The sequence below is a fragment of the Agrobacterium sp. ST15.13.013 genome, assembly GCF_027956525.1.
GTDB lineage: Bacteria > Pseudomonadota > Alphaproteobacteria > Rhizobiales > Rhizobiaceae > Agrobacterium > Agrobacterium salinitolerans.
On the sequence record NZ_JAQKGP010000017.1, the window covers coordinates 57,129 to 76,031 of the forward strand.

Annotated in this window: 18 protein-coding genes; 10 read left to right on the plus strand and 8 right to left on the minus strand. The window is 61.1% G+C overall.

The genetic code is table 11. The features are described from left to right. Window positions 1–20 precede the first annotated feature (20 nt). Together alaS and recA are read right to left on the minus strand one after the other, a co-directional pair. Window positions 21–2,684 carry an alanine--tRNA ligase gene (gene alaS, locus PL597_RS17455; protein WP_269827069.1) on the minus strand — a complete coding sequence of 888 codons (2,664 nt, stop codon included), beginning with the start codon at window positions 2,682–2,684 and terminating at the stop codon, window positions 21–23. A gap of 234 nt (window positions 2,685–2,918) precedes the next feature. Then, entirely contained in the window at window positions 2,919–4,007 is a 1,089-nt protein-coding gene (recA, locus tag PL597_RS17460) for a recombinase RecA (RefSeq protein WP_269827070.1), read from the minus strand. 246 nt (window positions 4,008–4,253) lie between these two features. On the opposite strand from recA, the gene PL597_RS17465 reads away from it, so the two are divergent. Together PL597_RS17465 and PL597_RS17470 are read left to right on the plus strand one after the other, a co-directional pair. Continuing rightward, window positions 4,254–5,195, plus strand: coding sequence for a carbohydrate kinase family protein (locus tag PL597_RS17465; RefSeq protein ID WP_269827071.1), 942 nt, complete (start codon window positions 4,254–4,256; stop codon window positions 5,193–5,195). Between the two features lie 29 nt (window positions 5,196–5,224). Beyond that, window positions 5,225–6,148 (plus strand): pseudouridine-5'-phosphate glycosidase, encoded by a 924-nt coding sequence (locus PL597_RS17470; protein WP_077983800.1) that lies wholly within the window; start codon window positions 5,225–5,227, stop codon window positions 6,146–6,148. A 281-nt stretch (window positions 6,149–6,429) separates the two neighbouring features. Here the strand turns inward: PL597_RS17470 and PL597_RS17475 are convergent, their stop codons facing one another. Beyond that, window positions 6,430–8,646 (minus strand): OmpA family protein, encoded by a 2,217-nt coding sequence (locus tag PL597_RS17475; RefSeq protein WP_137410617.1) that lies wholly within the window; start codon window positions 8,644–8,646, stop codon window positions 6,430–6,432. Window positions 8,647–8,983: 337 nt separating this feature from the next. Between PL597_RS17475 and PL597_RS17480 the strand changes: the two genes are divergently transcribed. The 6 genes from PL597_RS17480 to PL597_RS17505 all read left to right on the plus strand — a co-directional run bounded on the left by PL597_RS17480 (window position 8,984) and on the right by PL597_RS17505 (window position 13,105). Beyond that, complete coding sequence (locus PL597_RS17480; protein WP_077983801.1) at window positions 8,984–9,757, plus strand: ABC transporter substrate-binding protein; 774 nt, start codon at window positions 8,984–8,986, stop codon at window positions 9,755–9,757. A gap of 112 nt (window positions 9,758–9,869) precedes the next feature. Beyond that, on the plus strand, window positions 9,870–10,673 hold the full coding sequence (locus tag PL597_RS17485; RefSeq protein WP_077983802.1) for an ABC transporter permease: 804 nt from the start codon (window positions 9,870–9,872) through the stop codon (window positions 10,671–10,673). Further along, window positions 10,670–11,500 (plus strand): ABC transporter permease, encoded by an 831-nt coding sequence (locus tag PL597_RS17490; RefSeq protein WP_142911477.1) that lies wholly within the window; start codon window positions 10,670–10,672, stop codon window positions 11,498–11,500. The genes PL597_RS17485 and PL597_RS17490 overlap by 4 nt, the downstream gene beginning before the upstream one ends. Window positions 11,501–11,669: 169 nt before the next feature. Then, a complete protein-coding gene (locus tag PL597_RS17495) occupies window positions 11,670–11,936 on the plus strand; it encodes an usg protein (RefSeq protein WP_077983841.1) in 267 nt (88 codons plus the stop codon). Window positions 11,937–12,020: 84 nt separating this feature from the next. Further along, window positions 12,021–12,845 carry a class I SAM-dependent DNA methyltransferase gene (locus PL597_RS17500; protein WP_077983804.1) on the plus strand — a complete coding sequence of 275 codons (825 nt, stop codon included), beginning with the start codon at window positions 12,021–12,023 and terminating at the stop codon, window positions 12,843–12,845. Between the two features lie 14 nt (window positions 12,846–12,859). Then, a complete protein-coding gene (locus tag PL597_RS17505; protein WP_269825055.1) occupies window positions 12,860–13,105 on the plus strand; it encodes a hypothetical protein in 246 nt (81 codons plus the stop codon). Here PL597_RS17505 and PL597_RS17510 read toward each other — a convergent pair. The 3 genes from PL597_RS17510 to PL597_RS17520 all read right to left on the minus strand — a co-directional run bounded on the left by PL597_RS17510 (window position 13,066) and on the right by PL597_RS17520 (window position 14,855). After that, on the minus strand, window positions 13,066–13,554 hold the full coding sequence (locus PL597_RS17510; protein WP_003507846.1) for an Lrp/AsnC family transcriptional regulator: 489 nt from the start codon (window positions 13,552–13,554) through the stop codon (window positions 13,066–13,068). The genes PL597_RS17505 and PL597_RS17510 overlap by 40 nt on opposite strands. A gap of 70 nt (window positions 13,555–13,624) precedes the next feature. Further along, window positions 13,625–14,269, minus strand: a complete 645-nt coding sequence (locus tag PL597_RS17515; RefSeq protein WP_162520293.1) for a uracil-DNA glycosylase family protein — start codon at window positions 14,267–14,269, stop codon at window positions 13,625–13,627. After that, window positions 14,262–14,855 (minus strand): thermonuclease family protein, encoded by a 594-nt coding sequence (locus tag PL597_RS17520; protein ID WP_077983805.1) that lies wholly within the window; start codon window positions 14,853–14,855, stop codon window positions 14,262–14,264. The genes PL597_RS17515 and PL597_RS17520 overlap by 8 nt, the downstream gene beginning before the upstream one ends. Window positions 14,856–14,963: 108 nt before the next feature. Here PL597_RS17520 and pdhS2 point away from each other — a divergent pair, with 108 nt between their 5' ends. Continuing rightward, on the plus strand, window positions 14,964–16,499 hold the full coding sequence (gene pdhS2, locus PL597_RS17525; RefSeq protein ID WP_077983806.1) for a two-component system sensor histidine kinase PdhS2: 1,536 nt from the start codon (window positions 14,964–14,966) through the stop codon (window positions 16,497–16,499). Between the two features lie 13 nt (window positions 16,500–16,512). Here pdhS2 and PL597_RS17530 read toward each other — a convergent pair whose 3' ends face one another. Together PL597_RS17530 and cobT are read right to left on the minus strand one after the other, a co-directional pair. After that, on the minus strand, window positions 16,513–16,917 hold the full coding sequence (locus PL597_RS17530) for a diacylglycerol kinase (RefSeq protein ID WP_080790424.1): 405 nt from the start codon (window positions 16,915–16,917) through the stop codon (window positions 16,513–16,515). A gap of 8 nt (window positions 16,918–16,925) precedes the next feature. After that, window positions 16,926–17,960, minus strand: a complete 1,035-nt coding sequence (gene cobT / locus PL597_RS17535) for a nicotinate-nucleotide--dimethylbenzimidazole phosphoribosyltransferase (RefSeq protein ID WP_137410621.1) — start codon at window positions 17,958–17,960, stop codon at window positions 16,926–16,928. Between the two features lie 152 nt (window positions 17,961–18,112). Here cobT and PL597_RS17540 point away from each other — a divergent pair, with 152 nt between their 5' ends. Beyond that, a complete protein-coding gene (locus PL597_RS17540; protein ID WP_321186475.1) occupies window positions 18,113–18,898 on the plus strand; it encodes an adenosylcobinamide-GDP ribazoletransferase in 786 nt (261 codons plus the stop codon). Window positions 18,899–18,903 lie beyond the last annotated feature (5 nt).

Here is an 18,903-nt window from a genome sequence, read left to right on the forward strand (position 1 = left end):
CCCTCTTCAATTTTCTCGCATCAGGCAGCCAGTGCCGCCGCCACCGCTTCGATGGCATCTTGCGCCTTGGCGCCGTCAGGGCCGCCGGCTTGCGCCATATCAGGGCGGCCGCCGCCACCCTTGCCGCCGAGGGCGGCGGAAGCGGTGCGGACGATATCGACGGCGCTGAAACGGCCCGTCAGATCTTCGGTCACGGCCGCAACAGCACTTGCCTTGCCGTCTTCGGAAACGGCAATCAGCAGCACGACGCCGGAGCCGAGATTAGCCTTGGCCTCATCGGCAAGACCCTTCAAATCCTTGGCATCGATGCCAGACATGGATTTTGCCAGGAAGTTGACGCCCGCGACCTGCTTGACGTCGCTTGCGCCGGCATCCGCCGAGCCGCCGCCCATGGCGAGTTTGCGGCGGGCATCGGCAAGCTCACGCTCAAGCTTCTTGCGCTCGTCCAGCAGGCCTTCAACGCGCGACAGAACATCGCCCGGCTGAACTTTCAGCGACGAGGCCAGCGCCTTCACTCGCTCATCCTGTTCAGAAAGATAGGCAAGCGCGCCCTGCCCCGTGACAGCCTCGAGACGACGAACGCCAGCACCGACGGCGCTTTCACCGAGGATGCGGATGAGACCGATCTGGCCGGTCGCGCCCACATGCGTACCGCCGCAGAGTTCGACCGAATAAGGACGGTTGGCTTTTGCGCCATGCAGGCCAGTGCCCATCGAAACGACACGAACTTCATCGCCGTATTTCTCGCCGAACAACGCCATAGCGCCCTCGGCAATGGCGTCATCGACGCTCATCAGACGGGTGACGACTGGCGAGTTCTGCAACACGATTTCGTTGGCCATTTCTTCGACGACCTTCAACTCCTCGGCCGACATCGGCTTCGGATGCGAGACGTCAAAGCGCAGGCGCTCGGGCGCGACCAGCGACCCCTTCTGCGCGACATGGGTGCCGAGCACTTCGCGCAGCGCCTCATGCAGCAGGTGAGTGGCGGAATGGTTGGCACGCAAGCGCGAGCGGCGGTCATGATCGACCGTCAGCTGAACGGCGTCGCCCACTTTCAGGCCACCCTTGGAAACGGTGCCCATGTGGACGAAGAGGCCTTCGCCCCGCTTCTGGGTATCGGAAACGGCAAAGGCGCCATTATCGCCGGTGATAACACCGGTATCGCCCATCTGGCCGCCGGACTCGCCATAAAACGGCGTCTGGTTGACGACGACCTGAACGGCCTCACCATCCGCAGCGCTTTCGACAGCCTTGCCGTCCTTGACGATCGCCTGCACAACGCCCTCTGCCGTTTCCGTGTCGTAACCGAGGAACTCGGTGGCGCCGAGCTTTTCCTTGAGCTCGAACCAGATTGTCTCAGTCGCCTTGTCGCCGGAGCCGGCCCAATGCGAGCGGGCTTCCGCCTTCTGACGCTCCATCGCATCGGTGAAGCCGGAAATATCGACGCCGATTTCGCGGGCGCGCAACGCGTCCTGCGTCAGATCGAGCGGGAAGCCGTAGGTGTCATAGAGCTTGAAGGCGGTTTCGCCATCCAGCATGTCGCCCTTGTGCAACGTCGAAGTGGCATCGGACAGCAGCGACAGGCCGCGCTCCAGCGTCTTGCGGAAACGGGTTTCCTCAAGCTTCAGCGTTTCGGAGATCAGCGCCTCGGCGCGAACCAGTTCCGGGTAGGCGCGGCCCATCTGCTGCACCAGCGACGGCAGCAACCTGTAGATCAGCGGCTCGCGCGCGCCGAGAAGTTCGGCGTGGCGCATGGCGCGGCGCATGATACGGCGCAGAACATAACCGCGCCCTTCATTGGACGGCAGCACGCCATCGGCAATGAGGAAGGCGGACGAGCGCAGATGGTCGGCGATGACGCGGTGGCTGGCGCGCTTTTCGCCTTCGGCGGGAACGCCGGTCGCTTCGACGGAAGCGGCGATCAGTGCACGGAACAGGTCCGTATCGTAATTGTCATGCTTGCCCTGCAGCAGCGCAGAAATACGCTCCAGCCCCATGCCGGTGTCGATCGACGGGCGCGGCAGGTCGATGCGCTCTTCCTTCGTCACCTGCTCATATTGCATGAAGACGAGGTTCCAGATTTCGATGAAGCGATCGCCATCCTCATCCGGCGAGCCGGGCGGGCCGCCCCAGATATGATCGCCGTGATCATAGAAGATTTCCGAACAGGGGCCGCACGGACCGGTATCGCCCATCGCCCAGAAATTGTCGCTGGTCGGGATGCGGATGATGCGGTCGTCGGAGAAACCGGCAATCTTCTTCCAGAGGTTAAAGGCCTCGTCGTCGGTGTGATAGACCGTGACCAGCAGACGGTTGCGGTCGATGCCGTATTCCTTGGTGATCAGGTTCCAGGCATGGGTGATCGCTTCTTCCTTGAAATAATCGCCGAAGGAGAAATTGCCGAGCATTTCGAAGAAAGTGTGGTGGCGGGCAGTATAACCGACATTGTCGAGGTCATTATGCTTGCCGCCAGCGCGCACGCATTTCTGCGCGGATGCCGCGGTGGAATAGGGACGGCTTTCAAGACCGGTAAAGACGTTCTTGAACTGCACCATGCCGGCATTGGTGAACATCAGCGTCGGATCGTTGCGCGGCACCAGCGGGCTGGAGGGCACAATCTCGTGTCCGTTCTTCTTGAAGTAGTCGAGGAAGGTCGACCGAATTTCATTTACACCGCTCATGCCCACACACCGCTCACAACTGGAGTCCATCACCGCCATCGGCAACGATGGCTATATTGCAAAATCAATGGCTTTTATCGTCCGTATCCAGCCCTGTCCAGCCATGGAGACCGGTGAAGGCGTACCGACAAACAAAAAGGGCCACACGACAGAAATCGCACGGCCCATTTTGTTCAATCAATTCACATCAAGACAGGCGAACCTGCATCGGATTCCTGAAACTCAACGACAGGATCAACCCTCGTCACCGTCGCCGTCATCGCCGGCATCAGGACCGCCATTCTGCAGGAAACGATCCGCAATCAGGCCGGCATTCTGGCGCAGCGCCAGTTCGATCTCGTTTGCCGTATCCGGATTGTCGCGCAGGAAGGTTTTGGCGTTTTCACGCCCCTGCCCCAGACGCTGGCTGTTATAAGAGAACCATGCGCCGGATTTCTCAACGATGCCGGCCTTCACGCCGAGATCGACCAACTCACCGGTCTTGGAAACGCCTTCGCCATACATGATGTCGAATTCCACCTGCTTGAAGGGCGGCGCCATCTTGTTCTTGACGACCTTGACGCGCGTCTGGTTGCCGACAACCTCTTCACGTTCCTTGACCGCGCCGATACGGCGGATGTCGAGACGCACCGAGGCGTAGAACTTGAGAGCGTTACCGCCGGTCGTCGTTTCCGGCGAACCGAACATGACGCCGATCTTCATGCGGATCTGGTTGATGAAGATGACCATGCACTTCGACTTGGAGATCGAAGCCGTCAGCTTGCGCAGCGCCTGGCTCATCAGACGCGCCTGAAGACCCGGCAGGCTGTCGCCCATCTCGCCTTCGATTTCCGCCCGCGGCGTCAGCGCCGCAACGGAGTCGACCACGAGAACATCCACCGCGCCGGAGCGCACCAGCGTATCGGTAATCTCAAGCGCCTGCTCGCCCGTATCCGGCTGCGAGATCAACAGGCTCTGCAAATCCACGCCAAGCTTGCGGGCATAGACCGGATCGAGCGCATGTTCGGCATCGACGAAGGCGCAGATGCCGCCCTTCTTCTGGGCTTCCGCTATTGTCTGCAGCGCCAGCGTCGTTTTACCCGAGCTTTCCGGACCGTAAATCTCAACGATGCGCCCCTTCGGCAGACCGCCGATGCCGAGCGCGATATCCAGGCTGAGCGAACCCGTCGAAACGGTCTCCACCTCAACCACATTTTCATTGGAACCGAGCTTCATGATCGATCCCTTGCCGAACGACCGTTCGATCTGGGAGAGCGCCGCTTCCAGTGCCTTGCTTTTATCCACCGATTTATCCTCTACGAGACGCAAAGAATTTTGTGCCATCCGAACCACCTTTAGGTTATTGAAGCCGCACAGGCAATGAAGCAGTATGGAAACGGTATGTACTCTATTTGTTCTCATTTCACAAGGCTGAGCCAGCATATTGAAAACAAATAGTGATAAGTCGTTTGTTCTGCTTTCGTTTTTCTGTGCGCGGCCCATAGCCGCAAACCGGAGGCGAGGTCAGGAAGACGTCAGTTTAGGCCGAATCGTCCGGTCTTTCCATCCGCCAGAGAGGGAAACGCAAGCGTGAAGAAAATACTCGTTCTGGGCGGCGCGCATATCGACAGACGCGGCATGATCGAGACTGAAACGGCGCCGGGCGCCAGCAACCCCGGCTCGTGGATGGAAGAGGCGGGCGGCGGCGGTTTCAACGCCGCGCGCAATCTTTCCCGGCTCGGCTTTCAGGTCCGCATCATCGCGCCGCGCGGCGGCGACGTGACGGGCGAAGCGGTGGCGGAGGCCGCACGTCAGGCGGGCGTGGAAGACACGCCGTTCACCTTCCTCGACCGGCGCACGCCAAGCTACACAGCCATTCTGGAGCGCGATGGCAACCTCGTCATCGCGCTTGCCGATATGGATCTCTACAAACTCTTCACCCCGCGCCGCCTCAAGATACGCGCCGTGCGCGAGGCGATAACGACGAGCGATATCCTGCTTTGCGATGCCAACCTGCCCGAGGATACGCTGACGGCGCTTGGCCTCATCGCCCGCACCTGTGAGAAGCCGCTGGCGGCCATAGCCATTTCGCCGGCCAAGGCTGTGAAGCTGAAGGCGGCGCTCGGCGATATCGACATCCTCTTCATGAACGAAGCGGAAGCCCGCGCGCTGACCGGCGAGACGGCGGCCAATGTCCGTGACTGGCCGGACATTCTGCGCAAGGCCGGGCTTTCCGGCGGCGTCGTCACGCGCGGCGCAAGCGAAGTCGTGGCCTTCAACGGGACGGGAAAAGCAATCCTCCACCCACCCCTTATCCGCGAGGTGAAGGATGTCACCGGCGCCGGTGATGCCATGGCCTCCGGTTATCTCGCCGCCATTGCCGAGGGAGAAACAATCTCGGAGGCATTGAGACGGGGGGCTGCGGCAGCGGCTATCACCGTGCAATCGCCCTTCGCCACCTCGCAAGACCTATCAAAAGACAGTGTCGATGCCATGTTGGGGCTTGTTCCCCAGGCTGAAATGCTGGCATGAACCCGCTTTTAAAAACTGGAACAGATGAAATGACCCGCCCCATCTCCCCGCTCCTGCCCATCGTCTATTCTCAGGAAGTCGCCGCCGCCAAGCAGCGCGGCGCGCCGATCGTCGCGCTCGAATCGACCATCATCACCCACGGCATGCCTTACCCCGGCAATATCGAAATGGCGGAAAGCGTCGAACAGATCATCCGCGATCAGGGTGCGGTTCCGGCCACAATCGCGGTCATTCACGGCACCCTGCATATCGGCCTTGAGAAAGACCAGCTCGAGGCGCTGGCGAAGACCACCGACGCCATGAAGGTCTCGCGCGCCGATATCGCCTTTGCGATCGCCGAGCGCCGGACAGGCGCGACCACGGTTGCAGCGACCATGATCGCCGCCGCTCGCGCCGGCATTCGCGTTTTTGCCACCGGCGGCATCGGCGGCGTGCACAAGGGTGCTGAAGAGACCTTCGACATCTCCGCCGACCTGACCGAGCTTGCCAAGACCGGCGTGATCGTCGTGTGCGCTGGTGCCAAGGCTATCCTCGACATCCCGAAGACGCTTGAAGTCCTCGAAACCAACGGCGTACCGGTCGTAACCTTCGGCTCGGAAGAATTCCCGGCTTTCTGGTCGCGCTCCTCCGGCCTGCCGAGCCCGCTCTCTCTCAACAGCCCCGCAGCCATTGCCAATTTCCAGGCGACCCGCGAACAGCTGGGTATCGATGGCGGAATGCTGGTGGCCAATCCCGTGCCGGAAGAGGATGAAATTCCGCGCGAGGAGATGGAAATCTACATCAACCGTGCCATATCCCACGCCGAACGCGACGAAGTGACCGGCAAGGAAGTTACCCCCTACCTGCTTGGCGACATCTTCCGCCTGACGGATGGCCGCAGCCTGGAAACCAATATCGCGCTGGTGCGCAACAATGCGCAGCTTGCTGCGGAAATCGCCGTGGCGTTGAGCTGAGGCCATTTCTGCCCTCTTCGTTCCGTTTGACAGCAGAGAGGCTTCGTCAAAATAAAGAAGAGTCGCGAGCTTTTGACTTCCCGGAAGTCGCAGGTCGCAAACTTCCCCTCCGTCATGCTCGGGCCTGTCCCGGGCATCTGCGACGCCTCGCCCGGTGAGACGTGATTGGATCCTCGGGACGAGCCCGAGGATGACGTCGAGTTGCAGGAAAGACCCGTCACGACAACAAAAAGGCCCGGAGAGCTTACGCCTTCCGGGCCCTTTTTTTCATCGGAACCCAATCAGTTCTGAGCGACCGGCTTCACCAGCGGCGTCACGCGGCGGATAGTGACGCGGCGGTTCTGCTGTTCCGGGCCGAGCGTCTGGACCTTCAGGTACCGCTCGCCATAGCCCTGCGTCGCGAGGTTTTCCGGCGGAATGCCGTAGACATCGGTCAGCACATTGGCGACGGAGGCGGCGCGCTCGTCGGACAGAACGAGGTTGCTTTCATCCGAACCGACGGCATCGGTATGACCTTCGATCAGGAAGGTTTCACCCGGATTTTTATCCAGCGCCTTGTTGATTGCATCCGCCACCTTGCGCAGCGAACGGGCTTGCGCCATCGGAATTTCGGCGCTGCCGGTGGCGAAGGTGATGGTATCGAGGTCGATACGGCGCACCTTGTCGCGGATACGGGCCGAGTATCGCACTTCATCCAGCGAATAGACCCGCTCCACCGGCTCGACCGGCGGCTGTTCCAGGAAGCGATAATAATCGCGGTCCGGATCGCTCGAGGTGTCGATGATGTAGTCCGTCACGGGAATGCGCAGGCGCATCGGCGGCAGGTCGAGGCCCGGATCGCGATAGACGTAGTCGCGGTCGGGATCTTCCATCAGTTCCGGCGCATAGAACAGCACATATTCGCGGCCGCGATCGTCGATGCGCGAGCGCTGGATCACGTCACCATAACGGTTGCGGATCGTCACCACCTGCGTTCCGTCACGGCGCTCCACGGTTTCGCGGACACGGCCGCCAGGCAGACGCTCGTAATAGGGCTCGCCACCATCGCGGATGAAGCGCTGGTTGTCGTCGCCGCGCACCACGACGCGGTCGCCGAATTGCAGGATGATCGGCGCATTGCGGTCGCGATCACGCGGGCGGCCTTCGCGTGGCTGCCATTCGCGCACGCCTTCCGGCCGCTCATATTGCGGGCGACGGTCGACACGCTCGCCCTGCTGCGAGGTGATGGCCTCCATCTTGACGGGCGGCGGCGGAGCCTTGCCTTCAGCCGCGCCGGCGCGCTGCGCCTCCGCGTCGGAGGTCGGAACCTTCACGTCACCCGCCTGTTCGCGTTCACGGCGGCGCTCCTCGCGGGTCTGGCGATTGCCGGAACGTTCCACTTCCTTGTCGCTGTCGAGAACGGCGGCGCCCTTATCGACCGGCAGAATGACGGTATCGGCGGTCTTGGACGGGTCCTTGGCGATTGCCTTGGCCTTGTCCAGCTCTTCCTTCGTCATCGGCGGCGCTTCCGTTTGTGGAATAGCGACCTGATTGGGAACGGCTTCTCCGGCCGGCGCCTGTCCGGTTGTCGCACCGCTTGGCGGCGGCGTCGGTGTGCCCGGCAGTGGGGCTGCGGGTTCACCCTTAACCGGTGGCTGCTCTGAAGGCTGCTGGCCGGGAGCGGGGTTGGGCTGTGCTTCGGGAGCAGGCGGGCGTGCGGGCGTGGGCGCCTCTGTCGGAACCGGTGCTTCTTTCGCAGCCGGCTCGGGCGCTGCGGGTTTCTTCTCGGGCACGGGTTTTTCGGCCGGTGCCGCTTTCTGCTCCGGTGCTTTTTCTTCTACCGGCTTCTTCTCGGGCGCGGGCTTGGCAGGCTGCTCGGAATTTTCAGGCCGCGCGGCAGGCTGCTGCTCGGCGGCCGGTTCCTTCGCTGGCTCCCTGCGCGGGCGCTCGGGTCGCTGCTCGCCATCTGCCGCCGGCTGTTCAGCGCGGGCGGGCTTGCGCGGGCGTTCCTGCGGCTGCTGTTCGGCAGGCGCTGCTTCCGGGGCTGCTTCGCGCTGGCGGGCCGGGCGCTGTTCGCCCTCGCCCTGCGGTTCCTTCGCGCGCTCAGGCGTGCGGGGACGCTCCTGCGGCTGCTCGGCAGGTGCCGGTTCGGGACGCGCCTCACGCTGCTGCGGTTCTGGAGGCGCCTCGCGCTTGGGCTCGGGGCGAGGTTCGGCCGGGGCCGCCTCGCGCTTTGGTTCCGGCTCGCGCTGGGGCTCCGGGGCGCGTTCCTCACGCTTGGGCTCGGCCTGGGGCTGCGCCTCCTCCGCCTGCTGACGCTTCTTCTTGAGTTCCTCTTCCGGGTTTTCCTGTGCCGGCTCCGCCTGCGCCAGAATGATCTGTCCGGGCGCTACCTGCGAGATCGGCGCCTGCGCGCGGGACGCACCGGCAAAGCCCGCCGCTGCTGGCTCGACCGCGATCGCGAGAGACATGAGCGGAAAAACCACCCCGGTCAGCAATGTGTTTTTCTTCTTCAGCATCAGTGCTTCCTCATCTGCCGTCATTTATGGGTCGCAAATTATGCGACGTCGTGGGCCCGGCTTGGCACGCAGGCGCTGTTCAACGCCTAACACACGCTCCGGTTCCCATGATGACCAGATGCTTCTGTACCGGAAATGAACAGATCAAGGCCTTTTCGTGGAAGCTCTGCGGCACAAACGCGATCACTAATATTGCAGTTGCATTTTTTGACCAACCGGATGAATAATCCCAATCGCGCTCAGGCGGCAGGCGGTACACCGCTGCGCCCAGCGACCATGGCGTCCGCACTGAAAACAACAACAGACCGCGGATGAACGACCAAAAGAGAGGATCGAAATGCCTATTTCCACCCGTCTGCTCGCAGCCGTATCGATTGCCGCCATCTCGCTGTTTTCGGGCGCTGCGCTTGCGCAGGACAAGATCGTCATCGGCACGGAAGGCGCCTACCCGCCCTTCAACAATCTCGAAGCCGACGGCACGCTGACCGGCTTCGACATCGACATCGCCAAGGCGCTGTGTGAGCAAATGAAGGCCGAGTGCACCTTCGTCACCAATGACTGGGACGGCATCATCCCCGCCCTGCAGGCCAAGAAGTTCGACGCCATCATCGCGTCCATGTCGATCACGCCCGAGCGTCTCGAGAAGGTCGACTTCTCCAAGAAATATTACAACACCCCGCCGGCCATCGCCGTGCCGAAGGATTCTCCGATCAAGTCCGTCGACGATCTGAAGGGCAAGGCGCTCGGCGCGCAAGGTTCCACCACCCACTCCAACTATGCAGAAAAGCATTTCCCGGATGCCGACGTGAAGATGTATCCGACCGCCGACGAATATAAGCTCGACATCGCCAATGGCCGTATCGACGCCGTCATCGACGATATCGTCGTGCTGTCGGAATGGCTGAAGACGGATGCGGGCGCCTGCTGCAAGATCCTGACGCCGCTTCCGGTCGATGTCGAGATCAACGGCAATGGCGCGGGCGTCGCCGTCCGCAAGGGTGACACGGCGCTTGCCGACAAGTTCACCGCCGCCATCGCCGCCATTCGTGCCAGCGGCAAGTATCAGGAGATCAACAAAAAATACTTCGATTTCGACGTTTACGGCGAGTAAGCCCGTTCGGCCTGTTGAAATCTCGTGGCGGAAGGGTTGCCCTTCCGCCATTTTTGTTTGAAAACGTCACAATAACAATCACGGCGGCTTAAGACCGCAGGGGAAAATTGGCATGAGCGGAGCATTTTCCGCCATAGGTGCGTTCTGGACCTATGTCTCGACACTTCTCGATCCCTTTTGCGGGCCGGTCGGTCTCTTCTCGCTTTTCGGAAACGGCACTCTCGTCGCCTGCGGCGATGCGGGCTGGGGCGATGAAATCGCCTTCGGCGTCAAGGTCACCATCTCGCTGGCGCTTGCCACCCTGCCCGTGGGGCTGCTGATCGGTTTTCTCATCGCGCTCGCCGCACAATCGGAAGAAAAATCGCTGCGGCTGGCGACCGGCATCTACACCACCATCTTCCGCGGCCTGCCGGAACTGCTGACGCTCTTCATCGTCTATTACGGCATCCAGATGCTGCTGCAATCGGCGGCCGGTTATGTCGGCTTCACCGGTCCGATCGAGATCAACGCCTTCGTGGCCGGCATGGTGGCGCTCTCGGTGGTGTTTTCGTCCTATGCGTCTGAAGTGCTGCTCTCCGCCTTCAAGGCCATACCGAAGGGACAATATGAGGCGGGTGCGGCGCTGGGGCTTTCGCGGGGCCGCACAATGGTGCTCATCATCATTCCGCAACTTGTCCGCATCGCCCTGCCCGGCATGACCAATCTCTGGGTCATCCTGCTCAAAGACACGTCCTACGTGTCGATCATCGGCCTTGCCGATATCGTTCGCCAGACGGGCATCGCCGCCCGCGTCAGCAAGGAAGCCTTCTTCTTCTACAGCATCGCCTGCCTGCTCTACCTCATCCTCGCGCTGCTATCCTCCATTGGCATAGGCTTCATCGATCGCTGGTCGCGCAAGTCGGAGGCGAGCAGATGAGCCATATTCAGGAACTCATCCCGCCCCGCCCCGCACCGGCCGTCGCGGACAAGCCGCTCAATATTTCGCGCATCGTCGGCGTCGCCGTCATCACGCTCTGGCTGTTGCTCGCCGCCGCGCTGATCTTCGCCATGATCGAGGGCTGGGACTGGGACAAATTCCAGCGCTACGGACCGCGCTATATCGACGGTCTCATCACCACCATCACCCTCGTCGGCAGCTCGATCATTCTCGGCGCCATTCTTTCCGTGCCGATCGCCTTCGGCCGCATGTCGGAAAACCGCATCGTCGGCGCGCTGGCCTATGCCTATGTCTATGTCTTCCGCAGCACGCCGCTACTGGCGCAGCTTTTCCTGATCTATTACGGCCTCGGCAGTTTCCGCCAGGGGCTGGAAACCGTCGGCCTGTGGTGGTTTTTCCGCGAGGCCTGGTATTGCGGCCTGTTGTCGCTCACACTCAACACCGCCGCCTATCAGGCCGAAATCCTGCGCGGCGCGATCCGCAGCGTACCGCGCGGCCAGCATGAGGGCGCCGCCTCGCTCGGCCTGTCGAAATTCGTCACTTTCCGCAAGATCATCCTGCCGCAGGCGCTCATCGTGGCGCTGCGTCCCTATGGCAACGAGATCATCCTGATGATCAAGGGTTCGGCCGTGGTCTCGATCGTCACGGTCTTCGACCTGATGGGCCAGACCCGTTACGCCTTCTCCCGCACCTTCGACTATCAGGCCTACCTCTGGGCCGCGATCTTCTACCTGGCGATCGTCGAAACGCTGCGGCATGTCTGGGCATGGCTGGAAGCACGCCTGACCCGTCACCTCAAGCGCTAGCCGCAAAGTTGGCAGCACTCATCAGGAGAGGCTGCCAACACTCTGAAAAATATAACAAATTTGTGACGTATCCATGTCTTTGGCAAGCTTGGGTTAACCATGACGTGTTCCCATATTCGATACAGCGGCAACGCTGTGATCGGCAATCATGGAAACGGGAACCGCCGTCATGAACAAGGACATGGAAATGATGCTGAGGGGCTACGGCCTCACCACCGCCCAGATATTTTATCGCCTGCCGGATCATCCGCTGGTTCTCCAGACCTATGTCTGGCAGGACTATGATCTTGCCCCAGACTTCCCCGAAATGCATGGCTTCCTCCAATTCTGGAAGGAAAAGCTCGACGGACCGCTGCACTCCGTCCGCTACGTGCACCGGCAGGTAATCTCGGCGCAGGAATGGCGCGCGCTCAAAGGGGAGTTCATCATCCACTGAGCCGTCGCACCACATAAACATTGCGCCCGTCCCCGATGCGGCTTACAGCAAACCTCAACTGAAGATGCTGACGGATAAGGCACGATGACGAAGAACCAGAAAATCGACGAAGAGGCGCTTGCCGAGGCCTATAACCGTGCGCTCGCGCTTGAAAAAGCCGGCGATGTGGACGCGGCGGTCAAGGCCTATGAAGAGGTTCTGGCCATCGATCCGGACGATCATGGCGGCGCGGCCGTGCGCATCGCCGCCATGGGCCGGGGCGAAACCCCGCCGAAAGCGCCTGACGCCTATGTCGAAACCCTGTTCGACCAGCACGCCGAAGCTTTCGAGGACATTCTTGTCGAGCAGCTCGGTTACGCCGTGCCGATGATGGTGCGCCAGCGGCTGCAGACGCTGAACCTCGGTCCCTTCAAGCGCCTGCTCGATCTCGGCTGCGGCACCGGCCTCACCGGCGAAGCGTTGCGCGATATGGCAGACGACATCACCGGCATCGACATTTCCGAAAACATGGTCGAAATCGCCCACGAGAAAGACCTCTACGAGACGCTCTACGTCGCCGAAGCCGAGGATTTTCTTGAAGACAATGACGACGAACCTTTCGACATCATCACTGCCACCGATGTGCTGCCCTATCTCGGCGCGCTGGAGCCACTGTTTTTCGGCGCCGCCGAAAACCTCAACGCCGGTGGCCTGCTGATCTTCTCGTCGGAAACCCTGCCCGAAGATACCCTGGCCGGACGTCCCTATATGGTCGGCCCGCACCAGCGTTTCGCCCATGCGGAAACCTATGTTCGGGAAAGACTGGCCGCGACCGGTTTCGAGGTCGTTGAAGTGACCGACATCAACGTGCGCATGCAGGACGGCAATCCGACGCCCGGCCATCTGATTATCGCCAAGCTCAAAGGCTGAGGCAGCGTCGCGGCATGTTTCTTCTCTCCGCCGGGGAGAAGAAACAAGCGGCGGACGCTCGTTTCAACGCCACGTCTGCTTCTTTGCTGAATCAATATCTCATCAAGACCACCCAGCGGCTTGAAGAGATTCGATTTTCCGTCACCGAAACCCGCAAAACGAAAAATGCCCTCCCCGACTACCGGAAAGGGCATTGCTCCAAAACCGGATTGGCGGCGGATCACTCCTCGCCGGATTTTGGATTGTCCAGCAGCATGTAATCGAGCGGCAGCTCGGTCGTATATTTGATCTGCTCCATCGCGAAGGCGGAGGAGACATCGCGAATTTCGATCTTGGCGATCATGCGCTTATAGAAGGCGTCATAGGCCGCAATATCGGGCACTACCACGCGCAGCAGATAATCGACATCGCCGCTCATGCGGTAAAATTCGACGACTTCCGGAAACTCGGAAACCACCTCGGAGAAACGCTTCAGCCACTCAATGGAATGGGAGGCTGTGCGGATGGAAACAAATACCGTGACCTTGGTGTTGACCTTGACCGGATCGAGCAAGGCCACGCGCCGGCGGATGACGCCGTCTTCCTCCATCTTCTGGATACGCCGCCAACAGGGCGTCGTGGAAAGACCGACCTTTTTCGCCAGATCGGCAACGGCCAGCGTGGAATCCTCTTGCAGAATGCGCAAAATCTTACGGTCAAGGCGATCCAATGCGTCTATCCTCCTGAATTAATTTCCTTTCAATACACTAATTTTCGCAAAAAAACAGAAAATTGTTTCACTAAAGCCGCATTTCCACATATTGCCGCAGAACTGGCAGCAGTTCCGACGTGAACCACGGGTTCTTCTTCAGCCAGCCGGTATTGCGCCAGCTTGGATGCGGCAAGGGAAGAATTCCGGGACCGGAATTCGCGTGGAGATAGCTGCGCCAGTCCTGCACCGTTTCCGTCATGGTCTTGCGCCGCCTTTCCCCCAGGTGAAACGCCTGCGCATATTGGCCGACAGCGAGGATCAGCTCCACCTGCGGCATCGCCGCCATTACCCGCTCACGCCATTGCGGCGCACATTCGCGCCGGGGCGGCAGGTCGCTGCCCTTCTCGTCATAACCGGGAAAACAAAAGCCCATGGGCACGATGGCGAAACGATCCGGATCGTAGAACGTCTGCCGATCGACGTTCAGCCACAGGCGCAGCCTGTCGCCCGAGGCGTCGTTGAACGGCAGCCCTGTTTCATGGACGCGAAGCCCCGGCGCCTGCCCGGCAATCAGGATGCGCGCCTTGGTCGACATGACGACCACCGGCCTGGGTTCGTGCGGCAGGCGATCGGCCATTCCCTTGAGCGGCTTGTCGCGACAGAGCCGACAGCGCGCGATTTCGCCGCGTAATCCGTCCAGCCCGTCATCACGCACCGGCGCCAGCTCAACCATGATCCCACCCCAGAAGATGACGGACAATTGTGAGAAAACCCCACGGCGGCGTTTCCAGATCCGCGCCGCGATGCTCCCGTCGCCATTGCGACGGTTTTTCGAATTCTCCCGCCCAGATTCCGCGTTCCCGCCTGCGCGCCGCCGCCTGCTCGCTGGAGAACTGGAAATAACCGGATGCGACGGCAAAACCCGCCGACACCATTTCCGACGAGACATCCCTGCCGCCGGCGGAACAATAAACCAACCGCCGCCCGTAACTGTCCCTGGAACTGCCGGAACAGGAAAAGTCGGCCACCCCGGCCAGCCTTTGCAGGACACGACGCGCCTCCTCGCCGCACGGCCAGCTTTCGCTGCCACGCAGGCATGTCTGCGCAAGCTCGGGCGCATCGATGCCAAGCAGCCGGAAACGTTCCTCACCCATCGAGAGCGTATCGCCGTCGATCACGAAGAAGCGGCCCTTATAGGTCTCGCTGTTGATCTGGTCGAGCTTGGCGGCAATCAGAATGCCGAGAAAAACCGTGGCGACAAAAAGTCCGCCATCGCGAAATGCAGAAAAACGCCTGCTCTTGCCTCCATTTCGTCTCATGTAACAACAAACCCTTGTCAGAAATGGCAAACAAATCCTTTCCCAGCAGCATCTTCTTAAGATTTTGCGCGTAGTCTGCAAGGGTTCATGTCACCCTGCGTTGTAACAATGAGTAAAAGCGTCAGCACGTCCACCGACAAGATCATCGTCGACCGGTCGAAAAAACACCGCAACAAGGCGGTTTTCGACACGGTGAAGACGACGCGTGAACGCCTGCAACAAGGGGCCGGCGCAAGCGACGCCTATGAACGCGAAATGCTAACCATGCACATCGCCGAAACCCTGCAGGGCGCGATGATCATGCCGCTTTTCATCGTGCTCGCCTCCATCATCGGCCTTTACATCACCCGCGACATCAGTCTGATCATCTGGTCGTTGATGGCGCTGAGCTTCCACGCTTTCTCTCTGCTCTTGGCCAAGCGTGCGGCAAAACAGGAAATCACGGCCGACAATCTTAAGCGCTGGAAAAGCCTCTTCCTCGGCATGCAGATCCTCATCGGCTGCGCCTGGGCGATGTTTGCGCTGACCGAACCGGTTCGCAACGACCCGACGCTCGTCCTTTTCTTCAAGGGCTCGACGCTGCTGATCGCGCTGTCGCTCACCGCCATGGCCAATTTCATGCTGCGGCGGGCGACCTTCATGACCTTTTTGCCGGTGCTTGCGGCTCTCTGCATGACTTCGGCAATCTCACGCAATCCTTTCGATGTCGGTCTCGCGCTGATGTTCGGCATGGCCATCCTCTTCTGTCATCGCATCACCAGCCGGCTTTACCAGACCAGCATCAAGCTCCTGTCATCTCAGACGGAGAAAGACGACCTGATCGCCGAACTCGAAGTCGCCAATTCGATGTCCGACGAGGCGCGACGACGTGCGGAAGAAGCCAATCTGGCGAAATCGCGCTTTCTCGCCTCCATGTCGCATGAGCTCAGAACCCCGCTCAACGCCATTCTCGGCTTCTCCGAGGTCATGTCTTCAGAGGTGCTCGGTCCGCTCAACAATCCGCTCTACAAGGAATATTCCGGCGATATCCACCGCTCCGGCCAGCATCTGCTAGACCTCATCAACGAAATCCTCGACCTGTCGCGCATAGAGGCCGGCCGTTACGATCTCAACGAAGAGTCCATCTCCATGCTGGAAATCGCCGAGGATTGCATCGGCATGATCCAGCTGCGCGCCCGCGCCAAGAATATCCGGATTTCCCAGCAGTTCGAAAGCAGCCTGCCGCAGGTCTGGGCCGACGAGAAATCCATCCGTCAGGTCATTCTCAACCTGCTCTCCAATGCGGTGAAATTCACCCCGCAGGGCGGCGAGATTCTGGTGAAGGCCGGCTGGACGGCGGGCGGCGGGCAATATGTTTCGATCAGGGATAACGGCCCCGGCATTCCCGAAGATGAAATTCCGGTGGTGCTGTCCGCCTTCGGTCAAGGATCGATTGCGATCAAGAGCGCGGAACAGGGAACCGGCCTTGGCCTGCCCATCGTCCAGGCCATCCTCGCCAAGCATGATGGCCAGTTCATCCTGAAATCGAAGTTGCGCGAAGGCACCGAAGGGATCGCCATCCTGCCGGCAAAACGTGTGTTGCAGAGCCTGCCGGCCGTGGAAGAAACCCACGCCATCCAGCCGCGCCGCCGGTCCTTCGCATAAGGCTGAAGAGACCTTAGAAGAACAGCGTCGTCACCAGCGAATACAGCACGAAAAATCCGTTCGCCATCAACAGGCAGAAGACGGCAAAGGAGCCAAGGTCCTTGGCATGCCGTCCAACGGAGGAGATTTCCGGCGAAATGCGGTCCACCAGCTCCTCGATCGCCGTATTCAACGCCTCCACCGAAAACAGCAGCAGCATCAGCACCGTGAAAACAAGAAGATGCGCAAAGGGTGAGCCGACCGCAAGAAGCAGGGCAAGCCCGACGCCGAAGGCGAGAACCTCATGGCGAAACGCTGCCTCCTGCCACAGACGGCCAAGCCCCTGCACGGAATAACGCGCGGCGGCAAAAAGATGCCGCCAGCCTTTTTCCTTGCGAAAGACGGGTTCCGGTTTCGGGCTTTGCGGCGTCGCGTCCATCTTCGGCCTCAGTGGTCGGTGCGGGAGCTGATACGGGTGTCCACACCCGCCGCCTCGAACGTTGCCATGCCGGAATGGCAGGCGGCAGCGGCCTTGACGATGCCGGCGGCAAGGGCTGCCCCCGTGCCTTCACCAAGCCGCATGCCAAGCGCCAGAAGCGGCGTCTTGCCAAGTTTTTCAACGGCGGCTAGATGGCCCGGCTCACCCGAGACATGGCCGATCAGGCAATGGTCGAGCGCCGAAGAATTGGCCGCCTTCAGGAGAGCGGCAGCGGCCGTCGCCACATAACCGTCGATCAGCACGGGAATGCGCTGCACGCGGGCGGCAAGGATCGCGCCGGCAATCGCCGCAATCTCACGCCCGCCGAGGCGGCGCATGATTTCGAGCGGATCGGACAGATGGTCCTTGTGGAACTCCACCGCGGCCTTCACCGCCGCGATCTTGCGGGCCATGACTTCGCCTTCCGAGCCGGTGCCGGGGCCGGTCCATTCTTCCGCCGTGCCGCCGTAGAGCGCCAGATTGATGGCGGCGGCAATCGTCGTGTTGCCGATACCCATTTCGCCGACGCAGAGAAGATCGGTGCCGCCGGCAATCGCTTCCATGCCAAAGGCCATGGTGGCGGCACAGTCGCGCTCCGAAAGTGCCGGCTCGCAGGTAATGTCGCCGGTCGGATAATCGAGCGCCAGGTCGAAGATTTTCAGGCCGAGATCATTGGCAACACAGATCTGGTTGATCGCCGCGCCACCTGCGGCGAAATTTTCCACCATCTGCTGGGTGACGGATGTCGGATAGGGCGTAACCCCATGCCGGGTGACGCCGTGGTTGCCGGCGAAGATCGCCACCAGCGGACGGGTGACGGCGGGCGAACGGCCGGACCATGCGGCGAGCCACATGGCGATTTCTTCCAGACGTCCGAGCGAACCGGCAGGCTTGGTCAGCTGCGCATTGCGCTCCTTGGCCGCCACAAGCGCATGGGTATCCGGGCCGGGAAGCTCGCGCAGCAGCGCGCGAAAATCGTCGAAGGGCAATCCGCTCATGCTCATGATATCTGTCTCTCTCATCGCCGGGTTGGCTTTCGCATCGGCTCATGCGTCCGGAACTTGTGTTTTCCGGCAAATCGGTCTTTGTTGCGCCTCTCATAATCGCGGATGCGCCGCGGAACAACCGGAAATGCAGCGACTGCAACGGAGAGAGCATGAAGGCCGGGGATTTTATAACAGATGTCATGCATTCCGTTGCCTTTCTCAGCCGCCTGCCGGTTCCCTCACGGTTTTTCGACAATACCGACGGCGTGTCGATGCGTCGCACTGCCCGCGCCTTTCCAGCCGCCGGCCTGCTGATCGCCCTGCCCGCCGCTTTCCTTGTGGTGGTTTTCGCCGGTTTCGACGCGTCACCGCAGCTCACCGGCTGGCTTGCCATCGGCCTGACAGCGCTCATCACAGGCGCACTGCATGAGGACGGGCTGGCCGACACGGCTGACGGTTTCGGCAGCGGCAAGGACAAGGCCCGCACCCTTGAGATCATGAAAGACAGCCGCATTGGCAGCTATGGCACCATCGCCATGGTCCTGTCCTTCGCGCTGCGCGCCACGGCACTCGCATCGCTGGTCGAGACCCTGCCGGGAAAAACCGCCGCCGCCTGCCTGATTGCCGCACTCGTCCTCAGCCGCGCCCCGATGGTGTGGCACTGGCAGTCCCTGCCCGCTGCCAAAACCTCCGGAATCGCTGCCGGCGCCGGCCAGCCGGGAACAAACGAGCGCAACATCGCGCTGGTGATCGGGCTGCTGCTTTTCACACTCTTCACGCTGCACGCCCTGCCTCTTCTGTCGATTGCCCTTGTGCTGGCGGCAGCCTTTCTGGCGGCGGCGTTTTTCGGCAGGCTCTGCGACAGCAAGATCGGCGGCCATACCGGCGACACCATCGGCGCCTGCCAGCAGATCACGGAGATCGTGATTCTCGTCGCCCTTGCCCTTGCAGCGTGACGGCC

Bases quoted from the DNA above. Each gene is read 5' to 3' on its own strand.
- recA (WP_269827070.1), bottom strand. From the start codon at position 4,007: ATGGCACAAAATTCTTTGCGTCTCGTAGAGGATAAATCGGTGGATAAA.
- PL597_RS17475 (WP_137410617.1), bottom strand. From the start codon at position 8,646: ATGCTGAAGAAGAAAAACACATTGCTGACCGGGGTGGTTTTTCCGCTC.
- PL597_RS17480 (WP_077983801.1), top strand. From the start codon at position 8,984: ATGCCTATTTCCACCCGTCTGCTCGCAGCCGTATCGATTGCCGCCATC.
- PL597_RS17500 (WP_077983804.1), top strand. From the start codon at position 12,021: ATGACGAAGAACCAGAAAATCGACGAAGAGGCGCTTGCCGAGGCCTAT.
- PL597_RS17485 (WP_077983802.1), top strand. From the start codon at position 9,870: ATGAGCGGAGCATTTTCCGCCATAGGTGCGTTCTGGACCTATGTCTCG.
- pdhS2 (WP_077983806.1), top strand. From the start codon at position 14,964: ATGAGTAAAAGCGTCAGCACGTCCACCGACAAGATCATCGTCGACCGG.
- cobT (WP_137410621.1), bottom strand. From the start codon at position 17,960: ATGAGCATGAGCGGATTGCCCTTCGACGATTTTCGCGCGCTGCTGCGC.
- PL597_RS17520 (WP_077983805.1), bottom strand. From the start codon at position 14,855: ATGAGACGAAATGGAGGCAAGAGCAGGCGTTTTTCTGCATTTCGCGAT.
- PL597_RS17495 (WP_077983841.1), top strand. From the start codon at position 11,670: ATGAACAAGGACATGGAAATGATGCTGAGGGGCTACGGCCTCACCACC.
- PL597_RS17470 (WP_077983800.1), top strand. From the start codon at position 5,225: ATGACCCGCCCCATCTCCCCGCTCCTGCCCATCGTCTATTCTCAGGAA.
- PL597_RS17505 (WP_269825055.1), top strand. From the start codon at position 12,860: ATGTTTCTTCTCTCCGCCGGGGAGAAGAAACAAGCGGCGGACGCTCGT.
- PL597_RS17530 (WP_080790424.1), bottom strand. From the start codon at position 16,917: ATGGACGCGACGCCGCAAAGCCCGAAACCGGAACCCGTCTTTCGCAAG.
- PL597_RS17540 (WP_321186475.1), top strand. From the start codon at position 18,113: ATGAAGGCCGGGGATTTTATAACAGATGTCATGCATTCCGTTGCCTTT.
- alaS (WP_269827069.1), bottom strand. From the start codon at position 2,684: ATGAGCGGTGTAAATGAAATTCGGTCGACCTTCCTCGACTACTTCAAG.
- PL597_RS17515 (WP_162520293.1), bottom strand. From the start codon at position 14,269: ATGGTTGAGCTGGCGCCGGTGCGTGATGACGGGCTGGACGGATTACGC.
- PL597_RS17490 (WP_142911477.1), top strand. From the start codon at position 10,670: ATGAGCCATATTCAGGAACTCATCCCGCCCCGCCCCGCACCGGCCGTC.